This is a genomic window from Flavipsychrobacter sp. (genome assembly GCA_041392855.1).
GTDB lineage: Bacteria > Bacteroidota > Bacteroidia > Chitinophagales > Chitinophagaceae > UBA5543.
Window position 1 is genome coordinate 2,153,087 of sequence record JAWKLD010000001.1, and the last position, 19,929, is coordinate 2,173,015.

Annotated in this window: 25 protein-coding genes and 1 other RNA gene; 10 read left to right on the forward strand and 16 right to left on the reverse strand. The window is 36.5% G+C overall.

The window, feature by feature from the left end:
• Window positions 1-4: 4 nt before the first annotated feature.
• From R2800_10005 to R2800_10040, 8 genes are all read right to left on the reverse strand, one after another.
• Entirely contained in the window at window positions 5-382 is a 378-nt protein-coding gene (locus R2800_10005) for a hypothetical protein (GenBank protein ID MEZ5017374.1), read from the reverse strand.
• Complete coding sequence (locus R2800_10010; GenBank protein ID MEZ5017375.1) at window positions 363-821, reverse strand: hypothetical protein; 459 nt, start codon at window positions 819-821, stop codon at window positions 363-365. Before R2800_10010 ends, R2800_10005 begins: the two co-directional genes overlap by 20 nt.
• Window positions 814-1,203, reverse strand: coding sequence for a hypothetical protein (locus R2800_10015; protein ID MEZ5017376.1), 390 nt, complete (start codon window positions 1,201-1,203; stop codon window positions 814-816). The genes R2800_10010 and R2800_10015 overlap by 8 nt, the downstream gene beginning before the upstream one ends.
• A gap of 11 nt (window positions 1,204-1,214) precedes the next feature.
• A complete protein-coding gene (locus R2800_10020) occupies window positions 1,215-2,072 on the reverse strand; it encodes an AAA family ATPase (protein ID MEZ5017377.1) in 858 nt (285 codons plus the stop codon).
• Between the two features lie 62 nt (window positions 2,073-2,134).
• Window positions 2,135-2,503, reverse strand: a complete 369-nt coding sequence (locus R2800_10025; protein ID MEZ5017378.1) for a hypothetical protein — start codon at window positions 2,501-2,503, stop codon at window positions 2,135-2,137.
• 18 nt (window positions 2,504-2,521) lie between these two features.
• On the reverse strand, window positions 2,522-4,534 hold the full coding sequence (locus R2800_10030; GenBank protein MEZ5017379.1) for a Mu transposase C-terminal domain-containing protein: 2,013 nt from the start codon (window positions 4,532-4,534) through the stop codon (window positions 2,522-2,524).
• 7 nt (window positions 4,535-4,541) lie between these two features.
• The gene (locus tag R2800_10035; GenBank protein MEZ5017380.1) at window positions 4,542-4,721 is read right to left on the reverse strand and encodes a hypothetical protein; all 180 of its coding nucleotides are present in this window, start codon (window positions 4,719-4,721) and stop codon (window positions 4,542-4,544) included.
• Between the two features lie 7 nt (window positions 4,722-4,728).
• The gene (locus R2800_10040) at window positions 4,729-5,022 is read right to left on the reverse strand and encodes a hypothetical protein (GenBank protein ID MEZ5017381.1); all 294 of its coding nucleotides are present in this window, start codon (window positions 5,020-5,022) and stop codon (window positions 4,729-4,731) included.
• An 84-nt stretch (window positions 5,023-5,106) separates the two neighbouring features.
• On the opposite strand from R2800_10040, the gene R2800_10045 reads away from it, so the two are divergent.
• The 5 genes from R2800_10045 to R2800_10065 all read left to right on the forward strand — a co-directional run bounded on the left by R2800_10045 (window position 5,107) and on the right by R2800_10065 (window position 9,180).
• A complete protein-coding gene (locus R2800_10045; GenBank protein MEZ5017382.1) occupies window positions 5,107-5,595 on the forward strand; it encodes a hypothetical protein in 489 nt (162 codons plus the stop codon).
• A gap of 639 nt (window positions 5,596-6,234) precedes the next feature.
• Complete coding sequence (locus tag R2800_10050) at window positions 6,235-6,840, forward strand: TetR/AcrR family transcriptional regulator (protein ID MEZ5017383.1); 606 nt, start codon at window positions 6,235-6,237, stop codon at window positions 6,838-6,840.
• Between the two features lie 57 nt (window positions 6,841-6,897).
• Window positions 6,898-7,500 (forward strand): SRPBCC family protein, encoded by a 603-nt coding sequence (locus R2800_10055; protein MEZ5017384.1) that lies wholly within the window; start codon window positions 6,898-6,900, stop codon window positions 7,498-7,500.
• Between the two features lie 80 nt (window positions 7,501-7,580).
• Complete coding sequence (locus R2800_10060; protein MEZ5017385.1) at window positions 7,581-8,102, forward strand: hypothetical protein; 522 nt, start codon at window positions 7,581-7,583, stop codon at window positions 8,100-8,102.
• A gap of 148 nt (window positions 8,103-8,250) precedes the next feature.
• On the forward strand, window positions 8,251-9,180 hold the full coding sequence (locus tag R2800_10065) for an alpha/beta hydrolase (protein ID MEZ5017386.1): 930 nt from the start codon (window positions 8,251-8,253) through the stop codon (window positions 9,178-9,180).
• Here the strand turns inward: R2800_10065 and ssrA are convergent.
• Window positions 9,181-9,552, reverse strand: a transfer-messenger RNA (tmRNA) gene (gene ssrA / locus R2800_10070).
• Window positions 9,553-9,665: 113 nt separating this feature from the next.
• On the opposite strand from ssrA, the gene R2800_10075 reads away from it, so the two are divergent.
• Window positions 9,666-10,571 (forward strand): histone deacetylase, encoded by a 906-nt coding sequence (locus R2800_10075; GenBank protein ID MEZ5017387.1) that lies wholly within the window; start codon window positions 9,666-9,668, stop codon window positions 10,569-10,571.
• A gap of 23 nt (window positions 10,572-10,594) precedes the next feature.
• Here R2800_10075 and rseP read toward each other — a convergent pair whose 3' ends face one another.
• The 5 genes from rseP to R2800_10100 form a co-directional block, all read right to left on the reverse strand.
• Window positions 10,595-11,980 (reverse strand): RIP metalloprotease RseP, encoded by a 1,386-nt coding sequence (gene rseP, locus R2800_10080; GenBank protein MEZ5017388.1) that lies wholly within the window; start codon window positions 11,978-11,980, stop codon window positions 10,595-10,597.
• Between the two features lie 16 nt (window positions 11,981-11,996).
• Window positions 11,997-13,163: a 1-deoxy-D-xylulose-5-phosphate reductoisomerase gene (locus tag R2800_10085; GenBank protein ID MEZ5017389.1), complete on the reverse strand. Its 1,167-nt coding sequence runs from the start codon at window positions 13,161-13,163 to the stop codon at window positions 11,997-11,999.
• A gap of 208 nt (window positions 13,164-13,371) precedes the next feature.
• On the reverse strand, window positions 13,372-13,620 hold the full coding sequence (locus tag R2800_10090) for a hypothetical protein (GenBank protein ID MEZ5017390.1): 249 nt from the start codon (window positions 13,618-13,620) through the stop codon (window positions 13,372-13,374).
• 100 nt (window positions 13,621-13,720) lie between these two features.
• Complete coding sequence (hflX, locus tag R2800_10095) at window positions 13,721-14,908, reverse strand: GTPase HflX (GenBank protein MEZ5017391.1); 1,188 nt, start codon at window positions 14,906-14,908, stop codon at window positions 13,721-13,723.
• 74 nt (window positions 14,909-14,982) lie between these two features.
• Window positions 14,983-16,113 carry a formimidoylglutamase gene (locus tag R2800_10100; protein MEZ5017392.1) on the reverse strand — a complete coding sequence of 377 codons (1,131 nt, stop codon included), beginning with the start codon at window positions 16,111-16,113 and terminating at the stop codon, window positions 14,983-14,985.
• A gap of 180 nt (window positions 16,114-16,293) precedes the next feature.
• On the opposite strand from R2800_10100, the gene R2800_10105 reads away from it, so the two are divergent.
• Together R2800_10105 and R2800_10110 are read left to right on the forward strand one after the other, a co-directional pair.
• Window positions 16,294-17,151, forward strand: a complete 858-nt coding sequence (locus tag R2800_10105) for a permease-like cell division protein FtsX (protein ID MEZ5017393.1) — start codon at window positions 16,294-16,296, stop codon at window positions 17,149-17,151.
• A gap of 26 nt (window positions 17,152-17,177) precedes the next feature.
• Window positions 17,178-17,462, forward strand: a complete 285-nt coding sequence (locus R2800_10110) for a DUF3098 domain-containing protein (GenBank protein ID MEZ5017394.1) — start codon at window positions 17,178-17,180, stop codon at window positions 17,460-17,462.
• 78 nt (window positions 17,463-17,540) lie between these two features.
• On the opposite strand, the gene R2800_10115 is transcribed toward R2800_10110, so the two are convergent.
• On the reverse strand, window positions 17,541-17,996 hold the full coding sequence (locus tag R2800_10115; GenBank protein ID MEZ5017395.1) for a DUF3276 family protein: 456 nt from the start codon (window positions 17,994-17,996) through the stop codon (window positions 17,541-17,543).
• A 138-nt stretch (window positions 17,997-18,134) separates the two neighbouring features.
• Window positions 18,135-18,815 (reverse strand): futalosine hydrolase, encoded by a 681-nt coding sequence (gene mqnB, locus R2800_10120; GenBank protein MEZ5017396.1) that lies wholly within the window; start codon window positions 18,813-18,815, stop codon window positions 18,135-18,137.
• 67 nt (window positions 18,816-18,882) lie between these two features.
• On the opposite strand from mqnB, the gene R2800_10125 reads away from it, so the two are divergent.
• Complete coding sequence (locus R2800_10125; protein ID MEZ5017397.1) at window positions 18,883-19,293, forward strand: 6-carboxytetrahydropterin synthase; 411 nt, start codon at window positions 18,883-18,885, stop codon at window positions 19,291-19,293.
• A gap of 81 nt (window positions 19,294-19,374) precedes the next feature.
• Complete coding sequence (gene folE / locus R2800_10130) at window positions 19,375-19,920, forward strand: GTP cyclohydrolase I FolE (protein MEZ5017398.1); 546 nt, start codon at window positions 19,375-19,377, stop codon at window positions 19,918-19,920.
• The last annotated feature ends 9 nt before the right edge of the window (window positions 19,921-19,929 follow it).

The following is a 19,929-nucleotide window of genomic DNA, read 5'->3' on the forward strand; positions in this document are numbered from 1 at the left end:
GTGTTTAGATGTTATTAAAGTATTGAGCCGTGTGTTTGAGTACACGCTCACTTATCCTATTTTTAGATACTGATGATTGTATTATCTCATCTCTTATGCGCATGACTTGCACATAGCTTAGAGACTCTTTGGCGATGTAGTCCAGTGCAGCCCCCCATAGTTGGCAAAAGGCAAGGGCAGACACACCGCTGATGCTCACCGTCTTTTTACCATTCATCCACATCTGTATGAAGGTGTACGCCTGCTCTATAGCGTGTTCTCTTAGCAGGTTGCTGTGCATATCCTTGCCCTCATATTCTTCTATCAGGCTTTCATAAGCTCTGCATACTGCTACTAGCTCATTGTCAGTTTTGAACTTTATCTTATGCTTTGGTAGTTTCATTTTGTTGGTATTTGTCCTGTATGGCTGCCTTTGCGTTTAGATATACAGGGTAGAAATAATCATCTTTAGAAAAGATGTAATCATCCTTTACTTTCAGAGAGTGGTTGATGGAGGAGGTGGAAGTGTTAAACATTTTTGCCACTCGGTACAGCTTCAACATTGGAAAATAGGCTACCACCAAGCACACCGCCACCTGCCTTATAGCATTAATCTGTATGGAGGCATTTTTGGGCTTGTGAGTAATGTATCTTACTGATGTTTTAGAACAAGCTGCCACCTCATCAATCACATCCTGTGGAATAAATTTTGTTTCCCCAATTTTTACCTCCCATTCTACCTCATGCCCCAATAGTGTTTGCAAATCCAACTCTGCCCTCCTGATGATCTGCCTAGCTTTATGCACAACCGTGTCTTTACGTTTTTGTTCTACATTATCCATATACCAGGCTTTTATTAAACTCAGTAATCATTTTGCTGTATGTCTCCTCCATAATGTGTGCGTGTGGATGGTTAGAGAGTGCTATTGGAGAGTGGATGGTTTTATATTTCAACATACGGTCATTATGCCCCATACCTGTTGCCTCAGGCAAAAACAAATGCTCCTCTCTTTGATACCATTGCGAACGAAACCACCCCCAAAACAGTTTGCTTTGACTCATAAAAGCAATTGCCCAATCATCCATATAAAGCACATATCTCATGTACTCCATTCCTGCCTGCATCATATACGCACCATACTCCAACTCAGTCCATTCCATTAGGATCATCACCTTTTGCGCAATTGCCCTGTGCTTGTTTTGCATTTCTCTTATTTGACTCATGGCATATTGTTTTAAGATTTTTGCATTTGCTTCTTAGCGTGTACCAACTTTTTCACCCTCCTAAAATCACCATCGCATTTATTGGTTATTTCCGTAATGGTAAGGGCATCGCTTATGCCATTGGCAATGCATATAGCTTTTATGTCCTCTTTCAATTGAGCAGGGGTTATAGCTATCTCAATAAACCGCCTGCCTATACGGCTGTATATTTCTTTGTAGCCTCTACGGTTTAGCTTTACACCCTTATCTATCCTCTTTTCTAAAAAGTTTGTACCTAAGAGCACAATGGCACATTTATCCTCAAGCTCATTGGAGAAAGTGATAAAGAAGCTTAACACCTGGTCACTCAGTTTATCTGCCTCATCTATAAACAATACAGGCTTATCACAACCCTCTATATAGGTCACTATGTTATGCATCATATCGCTTACCGTTCCGCTATTATCGCGCAACATGGCTTGCAATATTTTTGAGAGGAACGTCTTACGGTTGAAATATTCACTACAGGCTATATACCATGCATTAGCATTTCTTTTGGCGTAGTTCTTAACTGTTGCACTCTTGCTGCCTCCCTCTCTATGTACAATAGCGTGCACATTGGTATAGCGTTGAGCATCCTCTAAATAACTTGCTATCTTCTTAGAGGTATTTGCAGTCTCTACAAACTGCCATACATCATCAACACCTATTTGCTTTGCAATGCGCCTCCACATCTCATCACTTATCTCATCCCAATTGCCCTTTAACACCTGAGTAATAGTGGCAGAGCTAACTTTGTTTAAAGAGTTTGCTGCTTTGTTTTGGCTATCATACTTGCCTACATAATCAAGTAAAGCCTCTTTGATTTGATGTTTTCTTTCTAGTTGCATATTTTGTGTTAGTTTTTAATGAAACGATGAGCATTGCCGATGTTTGAGCGCAGAGGCAGTGCTTATTTTATTTTTATACTGTTTAGGAGGTGTTTAAGCTCATCAAAGCACTCTTTATCCATCTCTATGCGATAATTACCATCAACCTCCCTCACCTTATTCTTTAAAGCCAACAATTGCTCTTTCATAGAAAGCACCTTCTCAGGGTTGATATTTTGCACAAATGTGTTGTTGTATGCCATAGCTAATGCATGAGCGTGTGCAAGTTTTCTTTGACTGTCTTTAACATCTTCTTTCGAGTAGCATAAAGTAGCTATTGGAAATTTTGCCTTTCTACCTTCCTGCAACCATATATTCCTTATTGATATGTAGTCTGATGCTATAAGCCTGTTATGGTCAGGTAGTACTTTAATTATTTCATTCAGTTTCATATAATTGGTTTTAATTGTTTACATATTGTTATATATATCATCGCTATCAGTATCATCCACATCCTCTGTATGGTCATACTGCTCAGGCTTTTGCCCGTTTTGTAGTTGTAAATAACCATGTGTAGCTATCTGTTTCATGGCTTTGTCCATAACCCCCGCCTGGAGCACACTTTTTGCATCTACCCCCTCAATTGACAATATATTTTGCCTCTTAGCCCTCTCATCAGCAATGCGCTGCATGGTTCTTTCCTTCCTCGCCAACTTATCCTCCAGTAGCTTACCATCCCCCGTTCTAAAGTCCATTAGTGCACTCTTAGCATTCACATACTCCTGTGCTACAAAGCGTACTTTATCATCATCCTTACCCACTACCAACACTCTGCTCATGTCATACGGATCATAGAGCACATTCATTTTAATACCTACATATTGCAGGTATAGATGCTCAGGCACTTCATATCTATATTTTGCACCTGATATCTCTATGTTTATGCCTTTATTAGTTAGGGTATTGCCACGCTCATGGGATAGCCTGCCAAACAGCAGCAACATTTGCTCATCATTCACCTTTTTACGTTGGCTTACTTCATTCCTAGTAAATGCATCCAACCATTTTTGCTGCCTGTTTTTACTTTGGCGCATCATCTCAATAAATAGATGTATCTGCTCAGCAGCATCCTCTGCACTTGGATAAAACTTTTTGTTGATGGCAACAGCATCAGGGTTTAGATTTTCTTTAGCTGTTATATTATGACCTGCGTAGTTATCAAAATGCTTTAGGTTTTTGTGCCACTCCTTACCAAAACTTTGCTCTATATATTTAGAGCGAGGGTTTTTAGCTTTGGCAGGTGTAAACTTTCCAAGTGACTTGTAAAACATGGATAGCTCATTTTTGAGTTGCACATCCAATCCCCAACGGTCACTCTTTAACTCATGTGGCAGGTAAAAACTTCCTGTCAATTCTTTAATGTGGTGCATGGCATCCAAATAGGCATCTCTTACCAGTTGGGTTGTTTGTGACTCACCTATAGCATAGCCTAGTATATAATCGTTATAGCTATCCTTTACTACCATTATCACAAAACGCTTGTAGTAGTTTGTCTGTTTTTTACCATCTAAATAGTACACGTGTTTGTAATACAAATCGAGGTCATTATCATCCGACTCTATTAAGAACAATGGAGCAGACGGGCGCACCCTGCCAATAGACTCTCCATATTTCTCATAGTTTACTTTATTACCCTCTCTCTGTTGGGTTATCTTCCATGCATTAGCTCTCCTGTAATTACCTATAGTACTGGCACTTTTTATCAAAGGCTTTCCGTTATCTCTTGCCCACTTATTGTATTGCTCCTGTATTACTACATCTTCATGTTGATGAGGATGTGCTAACATTTCTAATAGCAATGCCTCACTTAACTCATCCTTTATTTTGTTACGGTTAGTATTACCATACCTAAACTTTTCAATTAGAAAATCATATTGCTCATTAGCCACATCACTCTCTTTGCATGTTCTATATTGCTCAATCTTTTGTTGTAGTCTTATTCTGTTTTTAGGTAGGTCAATATCTTTAGCTGCTAATAGTATTTGCAACACTTTCCAAAACTTACCCATGCTCAGCCTGTATTTATTCTTAATCTGTTTTTTATCGGCTGTGAGCTCATCCAACATTTTTAACCATGAGGCTGATGTGGTATATTTATCTATATGCTCAGGTGGTAGGCTAGTTCCATCATCAAATCGAAATTTTATATAATACTGCTCAGCTTCAAAATCATGTTGCACACTATCAGCAATTGCCTCATTTGCTTTGTAGGTGTAAGGGTCTCCATATTTTGAAATGACTGCTTTTTGATAAGCAACTGGTAAACTCTCATAACCTATCAACGCAACATTGCCCTTACCGCCACCTCTTGAGAATGATGATATTTTACCTTTAGACTTTAGGCTCTTATATGTACCCTCAGGCATTATATGTGGCACTATCTCCTTATAGGTTAGGCATAATATGTTCCCTTGAAATTCCAATTGCTGATTAGTTATTTTGAATAAAACGGTTATGCTTTTTTACTACTGCACCAAGCATTATGTATAGTTGCTTTACAGGCTTGCCATCTTTCTCCCTCTGACTTATCATTTTCCTAAGCTCATCCTTAGCGTAATTCGTGTCAGATATATCTGTACAGTTCTTAGCTTTGTATATAAATTTTTGCATAGCCTTGTTATTTTGAGGTTGGTTTTGAGTCAGTAGACAAAGCCGTTTTTACTTTGTCAATACCCATATTTATTTCCTCTTTTATTAAGAGCTCAGCTACTTCAATTTTTTGTGCAGTAGATGTGTTTTTATTTCGCTCACCACTTCTCACTTTTCTTACATATATGGCACTGCACCCTACAACCTTTGCCAACACTTTAGATGGGATATGTATTTCTATATCTGTAACATTCTGAGGAGCAACATTATTTATTGCTATTTTGTTACATGTCGTTTTTTTATTTGTTATCTTCGTTGCCATTGTATCTCTTTGCTGATACAATATTACAGAATATCTGTGAAAAACCAACACTCTATCAAAGAAATTCTATGATTTTTTATAAACATGAAACAGGAAAACACAGAAATATCCGCGAAAGATGCTATAAGAGAGCGTTTTATTGAAGCTATAGAATATCTTCTAAGCAATAATAGTGCTCTAAAAAAGGGTGATATTGCACTTAGTATAGATATAAAACCTCAAAACCTCACAGAAATATTGGGCAGGAGGATGTATGTGCAGTCTGAAATGATACAGAAAATTTGTGATGTGTATAATGTTAGCCCTTTCTTTATATTCTTTAATACTAAGCCAATTGTAGAAAGCTTTAAAGAATACATCAACACCAACAAGCAGTTATACAACAGCAACAATGAGGGGATTAGCTATAAAGAGTACATGAGCCTAAGTGATACTAATGAACATTACCACTCCAAACCAACAAAAAAAGAGGGGAGCACAGCTACAATAATCAACCTCATGGATGCTCTAAAAGAAGAGATGATAACACTTAGTAAGAAGGTAGAAAACGCAGAAAAGGGTGCTAAAAAGTAGCTTTAACTATAGTTCTAGCAAGGTGTTTTGTACATATACAGGGCTCAAAATGCACATAACCCCCTAGCAAAAACGCCGTTTTACATCCCCAAACTCATCCCCAACGCATCCCCAAACAATAAAAAAACACGATTTTTCAGCAATTCGACAAAGCAGGCAATTACTCATATACTGTAGTTATATTACAGCATAAATAAGCAGCTTTTTGCACCCGTATTGCTTTATTATAGCCTATTTACCTGGAAAACTACGGTTATTTACATTCGATATACTTTACCGTTTAGAAACGCTTAGGAAATTGGTGGAGAATGTACCGTATATTTACCTTTTGTTACAAGTCGTTTTTTTATAGTTATCCACATAAAAAACGCTAAAATGCTTTACTATGGCTGTTTTCGCCTCAAATTTTGCGCTTTTTTTGTCTCTTGATGTTTGTAACATATGGTATTACCCCCCTTACAAAAGCTTTCCAATATATATAGTTCTATTAAATATATTTTTGCGTTTTAACCATATTCTAATCTATGATGAAAGCATATATACCTTTCCATAAATGGACAGTCTATATCCAATAGCCTTGTTTTTTCAGGGCATCAAAATAAATTTTGAAAATTAGAACGCTTGTTCTAATTTTGCATTGTGTCTACTAAAACTAAAATCATTAAGTCTTCTGTTGAACTCTTTAATAATAAGGGATTTAATGAAACGACAATAAGAGATATTGCTGCTGCTACAGGTATAAGTTCGGGGAACTTTGCATATCATTTTAAAAACAAAGAAGCTGTTATAGAATATTTTTATAATCATATGTACGATGAGGTACATATTGATGATAAAATAAAGGAAACAGACGATTTTAAAACATTAAATGACGTATTTAAGTACATCACATCATTTATGGAGAAGTATAGATTTTTTTACATTAATCTAATTGACATCTTCAATACTTGCCCGTTAATAAAGGATAACTATTATCAGAACTACCAAGACCGAATAGGCTTTTATAGGAAATATCTAGTACATTATATAGCATTAGGCCTTTTAGATTCCTCTCAAGAAAAATACATTCTAACTAAAATACCACATAGCATATGGTTTCAACTAACTTTTTGGCAAGCTCAAAAAAAGGTCTTGCCTCATGATTTCGAAACAGTAAAATCAAAATATATCATCGATAACATATGGGGCCTTATAACTCCTTTTATGACCACTAAAGGAAAAGAAAACTTCGAGAAGGTAAAATAGCATAAACAATTAAAAATCAATTAACTAATAGCTACTATATAGCTAAAAGGAATTCTTATGTCTAAAAAAACAGCTATGCGACAAAAAATCATTTTCACAGCACTTTCATTAATCATCTTAACATCTACAACTATGGCACAAAACGTATATCATGTAACTCAGACGAAATTCATAACAGATCATAATCTATCGGCTGCTGTTAGTAACACTGTTGTTATCAATAAGCCTATAAATGAAGTTTGGGAACTCATTTCGAATTGGGGGGATGCTTACATCTATACCCCAGGGCTTGACAAATCATATTGCACAACTGATTCAAAAAACGGACTCGCATCTAAAAGACACTGTGATATAGGAAAAGGATCTGTAGAAGAATCAATAGTCGCATATGAAGACATGTCATATTTTATTTTAGAAGTGTATCAGATTGATATGCCGATGATAAAGAAACTATTTGCCGAATTTGAAGTAACCGACCTAGGCGAAGGGAAAACAAAGTTTACTCTATCTATGGCATACAAAATGCCATTAGGGAAAATAATGAAAGGGAAAATAAAAAATAATGTGACCACAAACTCCTATGCAATAAAACATTATTTAGAAACAGGGGATGCTCAAACGTCGAAAAACGCTAAAAAAATCAAACAACTTTACCTATAAACCACATGACAACTAATGTGTATCGTATAATAAAGAGTACAATATGATTGTACTCTTTATTATTTACAGACTGTGTAAAAATGATGACCAACGACTCATTAAAAAATCAGAAAAATTTACCTGTAATACTTTTTATGGGGGCTAGTGAAAGTTCTGGCTATGGTTTAGCTGACCAAAAGTCTTTTGTTGATATTTTTTATCAATTAGTAGAAAACGAACGCCCTCAAAAATACATGGTTATTAATGCATCCATCCCAGGCGCATCCACTTCCGACCTTAAAGAGCTACTAAATAGAACCAATGTAAATAAAAATACTATTAGCCATCTTGTTATAACATTAGGTCTTAGTGATGCTATATATCAAACACCACCGACTGAAATTTATAACAATCTAAAAGAAGGAATAAACTATTTAAAAGAGCAACAGCCCACCATGAAAATATGGGTGATGAGATGTGACATGTTTCAACATCATGCAATCAGCGGCCTACCTCTAAAAAATTCACCTTATTATGTCAACTTCAGGAAAGCGTTTGATGATATTGGCAAAGAAAAACAAGTACAAATATTTCCATTTTATAATGGAGGATATTATAAATGACCCAAGCCTTATGTTACAAGACATGATACACCCAAATGAAAAAGGGGCATCAAAAATGGCTATAAAATTATATAATTACATCAAAGAAGACCTATAACCTAAATATCTTTAACCTGTAATAATTTAAGCCCAATAAGTAACTTTAGTTATGAATAGGATATTCCTGCTACTTCTTATACTTCTCACCTGCAATTGTTCTAATGCTATGGAATTAAACAATACAATAAAACTATCAGATGGGCGTATTTTAGGTTATGCGGAATATGGAGCAAGTAATGGAATTCCAATATTGTACTTCCATGGAGGTCAAGAGAGCAGGCTATCTTCCATATTTATGGATAGTGTTGCTAAAAAGCTAGGCATCCGAATTATAGCACCTGATAGACCAGGAGTAGGATTGTCAACTTACCAACCTGAAAGAAAATTTTTAGATTGGTCAAGCGATGTTAATGAATTACTCGACAGTTTAGGAATTAGCCAATGTTCAATATTTGGTCTTTCTGGTGGCGCGCCACATGTCTTATCATGTTTATATAATAACCCTGAAAGGATCATAAATGCATCTATCGTATCGGGTGCAACTCCATATAACTATAAAAGCTCTTTAAAAGGGATGTGGTTTCCTGTAAAGCTGCTACACCTTTTCGCAAGCAAAAAAAATGACAAAACACTTAGGAAGTATATAAAAAAGGACTCTGAAAGCTTGGTTTATAAGCCAGAGAAAAGAATAAAACAATTTCAAAAATATTTACCCATACCCGATAAAGAGTTAATGAAAAGCAATCCCAAGTATGGATGGTCTTTCATTGATGGGAGTAAGGAAAGTTATAAACAAGGTATTGACGGTGTCGTACAAGAATGGAAATTATATGTTAGAGATTGGGGCTATGACCTCGAAAAAATCACTACCCATGTAACACTATGGTATGGAGATAAAGACAAAATGGCTCCAATATCAAGAGGACAGTATTACTACAAAACATTGCCCTCATCTACCTTATATATCATTGAAAACGAAGCGCATTTTTCACTTATACGCAATCGCTTAGAAGAAATATTAAGCGATTTAAAAAAATAAGAGTGGAGCCGGCGGGAGTCGAACCCGCGTCCAAACATATGCCCAATAAGCTTTCTACATGTGTATTTCGGAATTAGATTTCAGAAGCAGTCCGGAACCGAACGAACCAACTTGCCTCCTAGTCACTTAAGTTTCACAACCGCACCATGACTTTACGTTTGCTATCCTGTTGAAGGATGAGTTAGGCGGCAGTAGCGTCAACAGGCAAAAGCCGGTCTGCGGCCAAAATGGTTACACTAATCTCTGATTAGGCAGCCATGGCGTAATTGTTTTCGCCATTTAAAAGTTTGAGTATTCTGATTTACGTGCTAATTACACAACGCACGACATGCTTACTTACCCTGCCTTATGCTGTCAAAACCAAGCGGCCCCAGGTAGTTCTTTATCAAAGAGCTAAATGCAAAAATACAAAGAAGTACGGATTAAACGGATAATACTTTAAAGATTAAGTGTTTGTAAACATTTACTTTGATAATTTGCTGGCAATGCTAAAAATAGCTTACGATAAGATATATGCTCATCCACTACCCAAAGGACATCGTTTCCCTATGGAGAAGTATGAGCTTATCCCACAGCAACTCATACATGAGGGTATTATTAGCGAGGCCAACCTGTTTTCGCCATCCATATTAGACGAAGACACCATACTACTTACTCATAGCATGGACTACTGGGATAGAATGAAAAATCTGGCTCTTACTACCAAGGAGATGCGTGCTATCGGCTTCCCTCTATCTGCTGAGCTTATCGAAAGAGAAAGAAGAATATGCCAAGGTACAATAGACTGCACCCAGTACGCGATTAAATATGGCGTATCCTTGAATATAGCTGGCGGTACTCATCACTCTTTTGCTGATAGAGGAGAAGGTTTTTGCTTACTAAACGATTTCGCTATTGCTGCTAATTATCTGATTAATAATAGGCTAGCAAAACAAATATTAATAGTAGACCTAGATGTGCATCAAGGAAACGGTAGTGCTGCGATATTTAAACACGAGTCAAAGGTTTTCACATTCAGTATGCACGGAGCTCATAATTACCCTTTCAGAAAAGAAGAAAGCGACCTAGACATAGGCTTGCCAGACGGGGTAAATGGGGAAAATTATTTAGCCATACTAGCCCAAGAATTACCAAAACTCATCAAGCAAGTTCAGCCTGAGCATATTTTCTACTTATCAGGCGTAGATATATTATCTACAGACAAGTTTGGCAAGCTAAACATCACCATAGATGAATGTAAACAAAGAGATGAAATGGTATTTCACCTTTGCAAGGATTATTCTATACCTGTTACCGTTGCTATGGGAGGAGGGTATTCGCCTCAAGTAAAAGATATAGTTAATGCACACTGCAATACCTATAAGGCAGCAAAAGACATATTTGAACTATAGAAAGACCAAGCCTCTATATCTCACTACTTAAATAACCTCATTATATCTAAACCGTTAGCATAAAGCATTAGACCTAGTAATAAGATCAAACCAACAGTAGTAGCTCTTTCCATCACCTTATCGCTTACTTTTCTACCTGTGATCAGTTCAAACAATAAGAAGATAACATAACCACCATCAAGCCCAGGTATTGGCAACAAATTCATTACAGCTAGAATAATAGAGATAAAAGCCGTTAGCATAAGGAACTCTTGCCAATCAAAAACAGGCGAGAACAGTTTTCCAAAAGTGACAAAGCCACCCAAACTTTCAGAGGTTTTTATCTCTGAAGAAGTAAATAAAAGTTTCAATTGTGCGGCATAGCTACCTATCTGCTGAAAGGTGTACTGAAATCCTTTACCTACAGCTTGTATAGGCCCATACTTAATAGTTTTTACGTCGAAATAACGATTAAGTGTCATATCTGGCTGAAAACCTAATATTTTGCTATCAGGTACTTCTCCATTTAGGACCAACTCTTTACCATCTCTTACTACGGTTAAAACTATGGCTTCTCCTGCCAAACTTCTTTTCTTATTATCAAACTCATCATAGAAAAGAGTTGTTTCACCATTTACTGCTATAATGCTATCCTTGCTTTTCAATCCCATTTTATCTGCAGCCGTCCCGTCCGACACTTTTGCAATTACGATAGGCACCCTTGGCGTTATAAACGGAGCTGAAGATCTTTTAGATTTAGCCAATTTACCTATAGTTCCCTCTGGAATGTTTATTGTAACAAGCTCTCCGTCACGTATTACTTCTATTGTTTTAGCTTCTGTAAATACTATTTCAGACGCTATTCTCGTAAATCTTTCTACCTTCTTACCACCTACACTTACGATCTCATCTCCATCCTTCAAACCTGCACTTCTCGATAACTCACTCGTGCTAATACCATTTTTTACATTTTCTAAAGGCAAGTATTCTTCTCCCCATACGCCAAACACAACAGCATATATAACCATAGCAGTAAGTACGTTCATTATAATACCTCCAAGCATTATGAAGAGTCTTTGCCATGCTTTTTTAGAACGGTATTCCCACGGTTCAGGAGGCCTATTCATCGCCTCTTTGTCCATACTTTCATCTACCATTCCTGCTATTTTTACATAGCCTCCCATCGGGAACCAACCTATACCGTACTCCGTATCTCCTTTTTTCTTCTTGAATAATGAGAAGTTCAATAATCCAGGAAAAGGGAACAGGAAATCAAAAAATAAATAGAATTTTTCTACACGTGTTTTAAATAAACGTGCAAAGAAAAAGTGACCGAATTCGTGAAGAATTATTAGTAGTGAAAGGGATGCTAATAGCTGTATTGCCTGTACTAAACCTCCAGACATGAGTAATATTGTATTCAATTGCATGTTAATAATCAATCAGTTAGTACGCCATTTGGCTTTTCTTAATCAGTTCAGCAGCATGAATGCGTGCCTCTTTATCTGTTTGTATATAGTCTTCAAGAGATGGCTTCTCAACATGCGAAAGATACGCTAATGTTTTTTCTATCACATCACTCATCTCAATAAAACCAATTTTATTTTTCAAAAATGCCTCTACTACAACCTCATTAGCCGCATTAAGCACACAAGGAGCTGTACCTCCTTTTATCATCGCTTCTTTAGCCAACGCAAGATTACGGAAAGTTTTATAATCGGGCTCTTCAAAGGTCAATTTATTATAATCTTTAAAATTGAACCTTTTAAAGTCATTGGTAATACGCTTAGGATATGCTATTGCGTATTGTATCGGCAATTTCATATCCGGAATACCTAGTTGTGCTTTTAATGAACCATCATTAAACTCTACTAATGAGTGGATGATAGATTGAGGGTGTACGATTACATCTATTTGTTCATTTTTTAGCCCAAACAGCCATTTTGCTTCAATCATTTCCAGCCCCTTATTCATTAAGGTAGCGCTATCTATAGTGATCTTAGCACCCATCGTCCAGTTTGGATGCTGCAAGGCATGAGAAGCTTTTACATTAAGTAAGTAATTGGTTTTCTTGCCTACAAATGGGCCTCCTGATGCCGTTAGTACAATCTTATCAATCGTATTTAGGTCCTCACCTACCAGACATTGGAATATAGCAGAGTGTTCACTATCTACAGGTATTATACTTGTTCCTTTTTCTAGCACACGTTGCATTACCAATTCACCTGCCACTACTAATGTCTCCTTGTTTGCTAACGCTACTCTTTTGCCAGCTTCTATTGCTGCTAATGTAGAGGATAAGCCGGCAAAACCGACTATTGCAGCCAAGACAGTATCTACACTATCCCACTGTACAACATCGTTTAAAGCATCATGTCCGCAAAACACTTTTATGGGGAATAATGCCAATGCATTTTTCAGCTCTTCATATTTTGCACTATCAGTTATTACAACTGCATTAGGCTTGAACTTTTTAGCCTGTTCTACTAGTAAGCGTGTATTGCTATGTGCGCTCAAAACCTCTACCTCAAAAAGCTCAGGATGTGCTTGTACAACATCTAGTGCCTGTGTTCCAATTGACCCAGTTGAGCCTAAAATAGCGAGACGCTTCATTTTATCTATTGATTATAAAATATTCTGTATGCTGCAAAGGTATTAAAACACATGCAGGATATAAATGTATTTATATCCAAAGCTATGGCTAAGCTTATATAAAAAGACCTGCTTAGGTTTGTTTTCTCAAAACCTTAACATGGAGTGGAATTCTTTAGTATCAAGAAGAGGGGATATACAGGATACTATTTAGACTAATCGCTAATTTTTAATTGCGAAAAACAAGAAATTCAAACGGTCTGTGGTTTTGAACCATTTTCTTTTTCTTAGCGGCATTTTGAGACTCCTTAGTCGTATTATGATATACGTCTAACAACTCAGTGGCATTACTTAAATAATCATCATTATCAACTCTAGCAACAATTTCCATTAACTCATCTACATTCTTATCAAAATCTTCCTGCCAATTCTGTGCTACTTTCGTCGTCACCAACAACTCTCTAGCTGATTGCTTCATAAGGTAACATTTAAAGTGAAACTATATTAAAGTAAAATACAGTTTTTTTTCACCAAAAAGAATAGGAAAAATATCACATATATATTAGCAAGAGGCTGAATTAGTAGAACTTGGTTAGGTATGGATAACGCTCTTCATATAAGGCTTTTACTTCTTTTAAAATAGTATTGCGCAGTTCTTCTATATTGGTTTTCTTGGTAGCAGATATAAATACACATCTACCATTGGTTTCTCTCTCCCAGCGGCTCTTGAGCTGGTTCAATAAGTCTTCCTTAACACTTTCTTCCAACCATTCATCAAAAACATGCTCTTCATACAGATCCATTTTATTGAATATGGTTATAGTGGGCTTATCAAAGGCTTTTATTTCTTGCAGTGTTTTATTTACAACACCAAGCTGATCCTCATACTTTTGATGAGATATATCGACCACATGCAATAACATATCTGCCTCTCTTACCTCATCGAGTGTACTTTTAAAACTTTCCACTAAATGATGGGGAAGCTTTCTTATAAACCCTACTGTATCACTTAATAAAAATGGGGTCTGCTCATAAACGACCTTACGGGTAGTTGTGTCAAGGGTTGCAAAAAGCTTATTCTCTGCAAATACATTACTTTTTGACAGTAATGTCATTAATGTACTCTTACCCACGTTGGTATACCCCACCAAAGCCAATCTAATATAAGTACCTCTTTCTTTACGCTGTGTCTCTGCCTGCTTATCTATAGAGGCTAACCTTTTGCGTAGCAGCGCTATCTTATCCTTAACGATACGTCTATCTGTTTCTATTTCTGTCTCCCCAGGACCTCGAGAGCCAATACCACCGCCTTGACGCTCTAGGTGTGTCCACATACCTCTTAGTCTAGGTAGTATATATTGATATTGCGCCAGTTCTACCTGCACCTTAGCTTGTGCAGTTTTAGCTCTACTAGCAAAAATATCTAATATCAGGTCACTTCTATCTATTGTTTTCACCCCTAATACCTTCTCGATATTACTTATCTGTGAGCCCGACAACTCGTCATCAAATATGGCTAGTTTTATATTTTTTGACTGGATATATTCTTTTATTTCTTGCAGCTTACCCTTACCAACATAGGTTTTGTTATCAGGATGCGGGAGCTTTTGAAAAAACATCTTTGCAGTAGTTGCACCAGCAGTCTCTGCCAAAAAAGCCAACTCATCCAAATATTCAAGCGCTAACTCTTCAGACTGATTCTTATGAATCACACCCACCAAGACTGCCAGGTCTTCATCGTGTATTATTCCTTTCTTATCAAGCATATTATAAGCAAATAACCATCCTATTTCTATTCAGGATGGTTATTATTTGTCAAAAATAAGTTATTTGTTTCATATCAAACCAATCGTTCTTGCTCGCGAAACCACCTTTCAGGGATATTGCCATTGCTTGCAGTTTGATAATCTTCATAGGTACACGGTACATAATCCCCGCTAGGGAGTTTCATCCACCACCTATTTGTTCTTTTGCTTTTAAGAAACTCGGCATCTATTTCGGAGAAACTGAGGTAAAAGGACAAGTATTCATCCTTATCGACAAAGGGAGCCTCTGTTTGCCTTACATGGTATCCATCAATGAAATACCACAGCATTTGGGATATCAGCTTAGCTGTCATCTTATGAATGTCCTTTTCAGGAGCATAACCATATATACCAAACGAAGTAAGCTTATCGCTCATACCTGCATATCTGGCCAACTGACAAGATTCATCCCCTGCTAAACCGTTTGGAGAAGCATTATCGTTCGTAGGAGCATCACAATACTTTACTGTATTAATATCAAAACTAAATATATCGCTAGAACGCAACACTGGCTCCATATGCTCTACATTATCTTTCACTACACCCAATCTATAGAAATCGAAACGCAACTTGTCTAATGTCTCCAATATCTTTGGTTCTACATAATAGCTTTGAAAGGCAATATGATTATAATGCTTTACAAAGTTGGGCTGCTCGGTCAGCATATCCATTAGGAAACTTCTATCTGTAACCCCCTCAGTTTCTTCCAAGTCTATTAACATGTCAGACACTGTAGCATTTATCATCTTTTGCGATTTTTTAAACGCCTCGTACTGCTCAAGCGTCAAGTCGTGTGAGCCTCCTAATACCACAACTGTCTTTCCCTCTTGCTGTAGCTCGTGCAACACAGTTCTTAATGCAGCTTTGGTATCATTTACAGTAGCACCTTCCAAGACATTTCCCATATCTACTATTTTGACATTGCTATGCCAAAAATGTAGTTGATACAGCTCCGCCCTTATTGCATCGGGCGCATTACTATAACCTAACTTCCTTCCTTTCCCTCTTTGTTCTCCACACCCAACAATAACGATATCAGCATCTTCAACATGAAAATCATCATGTGTGAGACAAGATATATAAGCTCCTAATTGACTAGGGCCGTAGATGTTACCTTGTGATTCTATGAAGTGCTTGTCTGAAAAAAATGAACTTAAATCTTGCATTATACAGTTATCCTTGAGGCTAAGTTAATCAATAGATCAATTGACTAATAATCCTTAAACATAGAAATAATATCTTCATAAGGTGACAAGCTCTATCAAAATTGTTAATAAAGGCATATAACCTTTACAGCAATGAGCTTTATTACTGTATTTTTCTATTTTTGAGTGTCAAGTATCATTATGGCTACAAGCAAAAAAGCTAAACATTCTTATATCTATGCTATTATAGGTGTATCCTCAGTATTATTCTTACTAGGTACTCTAGGATGGTTTATGATAAATGGTCGTGCATTATCACATGTTTTTAAAGAAGGTGTCGAAGTAGAAGTGATTCTACACGACAATACCAGAGATGAAATGGCTGATAACTTACACGGTATTTTACAGAAACAAAACTTTGTAAAAAAAGCAGAGATCATCACTAAAGAGGAAGCTGCGGCAAAGTTCTTATCTGATGGAGGAGAGGATTTTACTGAGCTATTAGACTTTAATCCTCTTTATACGTCCATTGTATTACAACTACATTCAAAATATGTAAATAAAGACAGCTTAGATAAGATACGTCTTTTCATACTTCAAAGTAATATTGTACGAGAGGTTGCTTACCCCAATACCATAGTAGATAAAATGGATAGCAATTTCCGCAAAATAGGTGTAATACTGGGTAGTATTTCTTTACTGTTATTTTTTATAGTGGTAGTACTTATTGACAATACGGTACGCTTAGCAATGTTTAGTAATCGTTTCTTGATAAAAACAATGCAAATGGTAGGCGCCACTCGCAACTTTATTTCTAGACCATTTGATAAACGAGCCGTAATCAATGGTCTTATTAGTGGAATTATTGCTGTTGTATTCCTCTCTTTGGTAATCACTTTTGCAGAGAAACAACTACCTGCATTAAAACTACTTCATGATACAACATCCCTTATCTTCCTTATGGTAGGTATGATAATCATGGGTATTCTGATATCATTTTTGAGCACGCATAGGTCTGTTATTAAATACCTAAAAATGCGTGTAGACGATTTATATTAATTTTCTTTAGTAACATTGTAACTATTATGGCAAATACGCAGAATAAATCAACAACAGGAAGTACAAAAGGACAACCCCTTGGTAATCAAACTTTCCTTTTTGATAAAAATAATTACATGTGGATGATTGGCGGTGTAATACTTATTGTATTAGGCTATATCCTTATGTCTGGAGGTAAAAGTGAAGACCCTAACCAGTTTGATTACAACGCGATCTACAGCGCTAGAAGGGTAACTATAGCTCCACTACTTATTTTGATAGGTTTTGCGATTGAGATTTACGCCATTATGAAAAAACCAAGTACGAAATAATTTAAACCTTTTAACTATCAAAAAGGGATGTATCATATGATACATCCCTTTTTCTTTATAGTATAGTTAGTTGTAAGCTTAGATTTTCCAATCTTCAACACTACTATTATCATCTTGCGTTGCAGCATCTACTACAGAAGGCTCTACAGAAGCAGTTGCCGGCTCTTTTACTGATGACTCAGACACTGAATCATCGGCAGAAGTAGTGCTACCTGGCTGATATTCCTCATCTTGGTCGTGATTGAATGCATCAAAATCAAAATCTGGCATCAACTCTGTTTTTACATGATCTACTGTATCATTAAGAGCTGCTATGAACTTATTAAAATCTTCTTTGTACAAGAACATTTTATGTCTGTCATAACCATTGTCATCAAAGCGCTTTTTGCTTTCTGTAATTGTGATAAAGTAATCGTTGCCACGCGTAGTTCTTACATCAAAAAAGTAAGTTCTTCTCTTACCAGCTTTTATGCGTTTACTAAAAATAGCTTCGTTGTTACGGTTCTCACCAAAATTTTTGTTTTCGTACGACACAATTCTGTTGTTTTAATTAACGATTGATTGGGAACAAAAATAATTAAGATTATGTAGTATGCAAATTAATTTAGGGTAAAAACAGGTTGAAAAAACACCATTTATAGGGGTTTTGAACGGATTTTCAGTAAAATCACCCTAAATATTAATAAAGTATTTTATAAGATATTTATTCATATTAGCTATAGCATCCTCCATTTTCCAACTGTCTCTATTTCTAGGTTCTACATAGTTAGATATACCACGTATTTGCAAAAACATCACTTTTTCTTGTAAGCATATATAATGCAAAGCTGCACCTTCCATACTCTCAGTGGCAACATTATACTTTGCATTCATATAGTCAATGGTTGCTTGCTTACCAGTTACAGTATTTACAGTTACAGCATCAACAGCTTCTAAGTCTTTTACCCCTAAATCTTTACTCGAATAGGGGTTGGGAAGCATCTTGTTAGTGAATGGATACTCATTTTTCTTAATCAATCCTATATCAAAAACGTCAAGGTAGTCTTCATTATCCTCTACTCTCAAATCCCCTAATTGCTCTTTTTTTACCCAAACAATACTCCCTAGATCTATGCTCCTATCATAGGAACCACCTACCCCTGCCTGTACTACTAAGTCATATTTACCTTCATTAAGCTTTTTTGTCAAATGATAGGCAGTAGCTAGCATACCTATACCACACACTTGAACATGAAGTTTCAACTCATTTATTTGAAAAATACCAGCTTCAACACATTGCCATGAAGTAGATATGAATTTTATCAATGGGGCTATTTCAGCCTCTGTGGCTGCTATCAGCAAAATATTCCTCATATGACAAACGATAATTTTGTACAAACCATAATGTAAAGGTAATTTTGTGCATTAATATAAAAAGAAGATGGTTTACCTAACACGTGCTGAGCATTTTAATGCTGCCCACAAATTATACAATGACGACTGGACTCCTGAAAAAAATATGGAGGTTTTTGGTAAATGTGCCAACCCCAACTGGCATGGGCACAACTATGAGTTATTCGTAACTATAAAGGGGGAACCCAACCCAAATACGGGCTTTGTGTTCAATGCTAAAACGCTTGGAAAACTTATTAATGAGGTAATAGTTGATAAAGTAGACCATAGGAACCTTAACATTGACGTTGAGTTCATGAGAGGAAAGTTTACAAGTGCTGAGCATTTTGCCATTAGTATTTGGGAGGAACTTAAACCTTATATTGAGAAAAATGGTGCTCAACTACACTGTATCAAACTACAAGAGACACCACGTATCTATGTAGAATATTTCGGGTAACCTTTTACATTAAACACATAATATCAACCTGTGGCATATAACAGAGAAGAAAAGTACGACGAAGATGTTACCGCTAAACTAATGGAGCATTACAGAGCTACGTTAGAGACTATCGGAGAAGATCCAGAACGTGAAGGCTTACAGAAGACCCCCGAACGTATTGCTAAAGCTTTACAATACATCACACAAGGGTATGGCAAAGACGCTAAAGCTATTTTAAATTCGGCTAAGTTTCAAGAGTCTTATAGTGAAATGGTTATTGTAAAAGACATTGAACTATACTCAATGTGCGAGCACCATATGTTGCCCTTCTTTGGCAAAGCTCATATAGCCTATATCCCCAATGGCTATATTACAGGCCTAAGCAAACTAGCACGTGTAGTGGATTGTTTTGCACGTAGGTTGCAAGTACAAGAGCGTATGACCCATCAAATACTAGATGCGATTCAAGAAACGCTGAACCCATTAGGGGTAGCAGTAGTAATAGAAGCGAAACATTTATGTATGATGATGCGTGGCGTATCTAAGCAGAATAGTGTCACCACTACTTCTGCCTTTAGTGGTCAATTCGAAAAAAATGAAACTCGCTCAGAGTTTTTGAAACTAATCACTGCAGATCTATATTAGCAAATATTT

Excerpts from the sequence above, each read along its gene's own strand:
- R2800_10005 (MEZ5017374.1), bottom strand. The coding sequence starts at position 382 with ATGAAACTACCAAAGCATAAGATAAAGTTCAAAACTGACAATGAGCTA.
- R2800_10010 (MEZ5017375.1), bottom strand. The coding sequence starts at position 821 with ATGGATAATGTAGAACAAAAACGTAAAGACACGGTTGTGCATAAAGCT.
- R2800_10015 (MEZ5017376.1), bottom strand. The coding sequence starts at position 1,203 with ATGAGTCAAATAAGAGAAATGCAAAACAAGCACAGGGCAATTGCGCAA.
- R2800_10020 (MEZ5017377.1), bottom strand. The coding sequence starts at position 2,072 with ATGCAACTAGAAAGAAAACATCAAATCAAAGAGGCTTTACTTGATTAT.
- R2800_10025 (MEZ5017378.1), bottom strand. The coding sequence starts at position 2,503 with ATGAAACTGAATGAAATAATTAAAGTACTACCTGACCATAACAGGCTT.
- R2800_10035 (MEZ5017380.1), bottom strand. The coding sequence starts at position 4,721 with ATGCAAAAATTTATATACAAAGCTAAGAACTGTACAGATATATCTGAC.
- R2800_10040 (MEZ5017381.1), bottom strand. The coding sequence starts at position 5,022 with ATGGCAACGAAGATAACAAATAAAAAAACGACATGTAACAAAATAGCA.
- R2800_10045 (MEZ5017382.1), top strand. The coding sequence starts at position 5,107 with ATGAAACAGGAAAACACAGAAATATCCGCGAAAGATGCTATAAGAGAG.
- R2800_10055 (MEZ5017384.1), top strand. The coding sequence starts at position 6,898 with ATGTCTAAAAAAACAGCTATGCGACAAAAAATCATTTTCACAGCACTT.
- R2800_10060 (MEZ5017385.1), top strand. The coding sequence starts at position 7,581 with ATGATGACCAACGACTCATTAAAAAATCAGAAAAATTTACCTGTAATA.
- R2800_10065 (MEZ5017386.1), top strand. The coding sequence starts at position 8,251 with ATGAATAGGATATTCCTGCTACTTCTTATACTTCTCACCTGCAATTGT.
- R2800_10075 (MEZ5017387.1), top strand. The coding sequence starts at position 9,666 with ATGCTAAAAATAGCTTACGATAAGATATATGCTCATCCACTACCCAAA.
- rseP (MEZ5017388.1), bottom strand. The coding sequence starts at position 11,980 with ATGCAATTGAATACAATATTACTCATGTCTGGAGGTTTAGTACAGGCA.
- R2800_10085 (MEZ5017389.1), bottom strand. The coding sequence starts at position 13,163 with ATGAAGCGTCTCGCTATTTTAGGCTCAACTGGGTCAATTGGAACACAG.
- R2800_10090 (MEZ5017390.1), bottom strand. The coding sequence starts at position 13,620 with ATGAAGCAATCAGCTAGAGAGTTGTTGGTGACGACGAAAGTAGCACAG.
- hflX (MEZ5017391.1), bottom strand. The coding sequence starts at position 14,908 with ATGCTTGATAAGAAAGGAATAATACACGATGAAGACCTGGCAGTCTTG.
- R2800_10100 (MEZ5017392.1), bottom strand. The coding sequence starts at position 16,113 with ATGCAAGATTTAAGTTCATTTTTTTCAGACAAGCACTTCATAGAATCA.
- R2800_10105 (MEZ5017393.1), top strand. The coding sequence starts at position 16,294 with ATGGCTACAAGCAAAAAAGCTAAACATTCTTATATCTATGCTATTATA.
- R2800_10110 (MEZ5017394.1), top strand. The coding sequence starts at position 17,178 with ATGGCAAATACGCAGAATAAATCAACAACAGGAAGTACAAAAGGACAA.
- mqnB (MEZ5017396.1), bottom strand. The coding sequence starts at position 18,815 with ATGAGGAATATTTTGCTGATAGCAGCCACAGAGGCTGAAATAGCCCCA.
- R2800_10125 (MEZ5017397.1), top strand. The coding sequence starts at position 18,883 with ATGGTTTACCTAACACGTGCTGAGCATTTTAATGCTGCCCACAAATTA.
- folE (MEZ5017398.1), top strand. The coding sequence starts at position 19,375 with ATGGAGCATTACAGAGCTACGTTAGAGACTATCGGAGAAGATCCAGAA.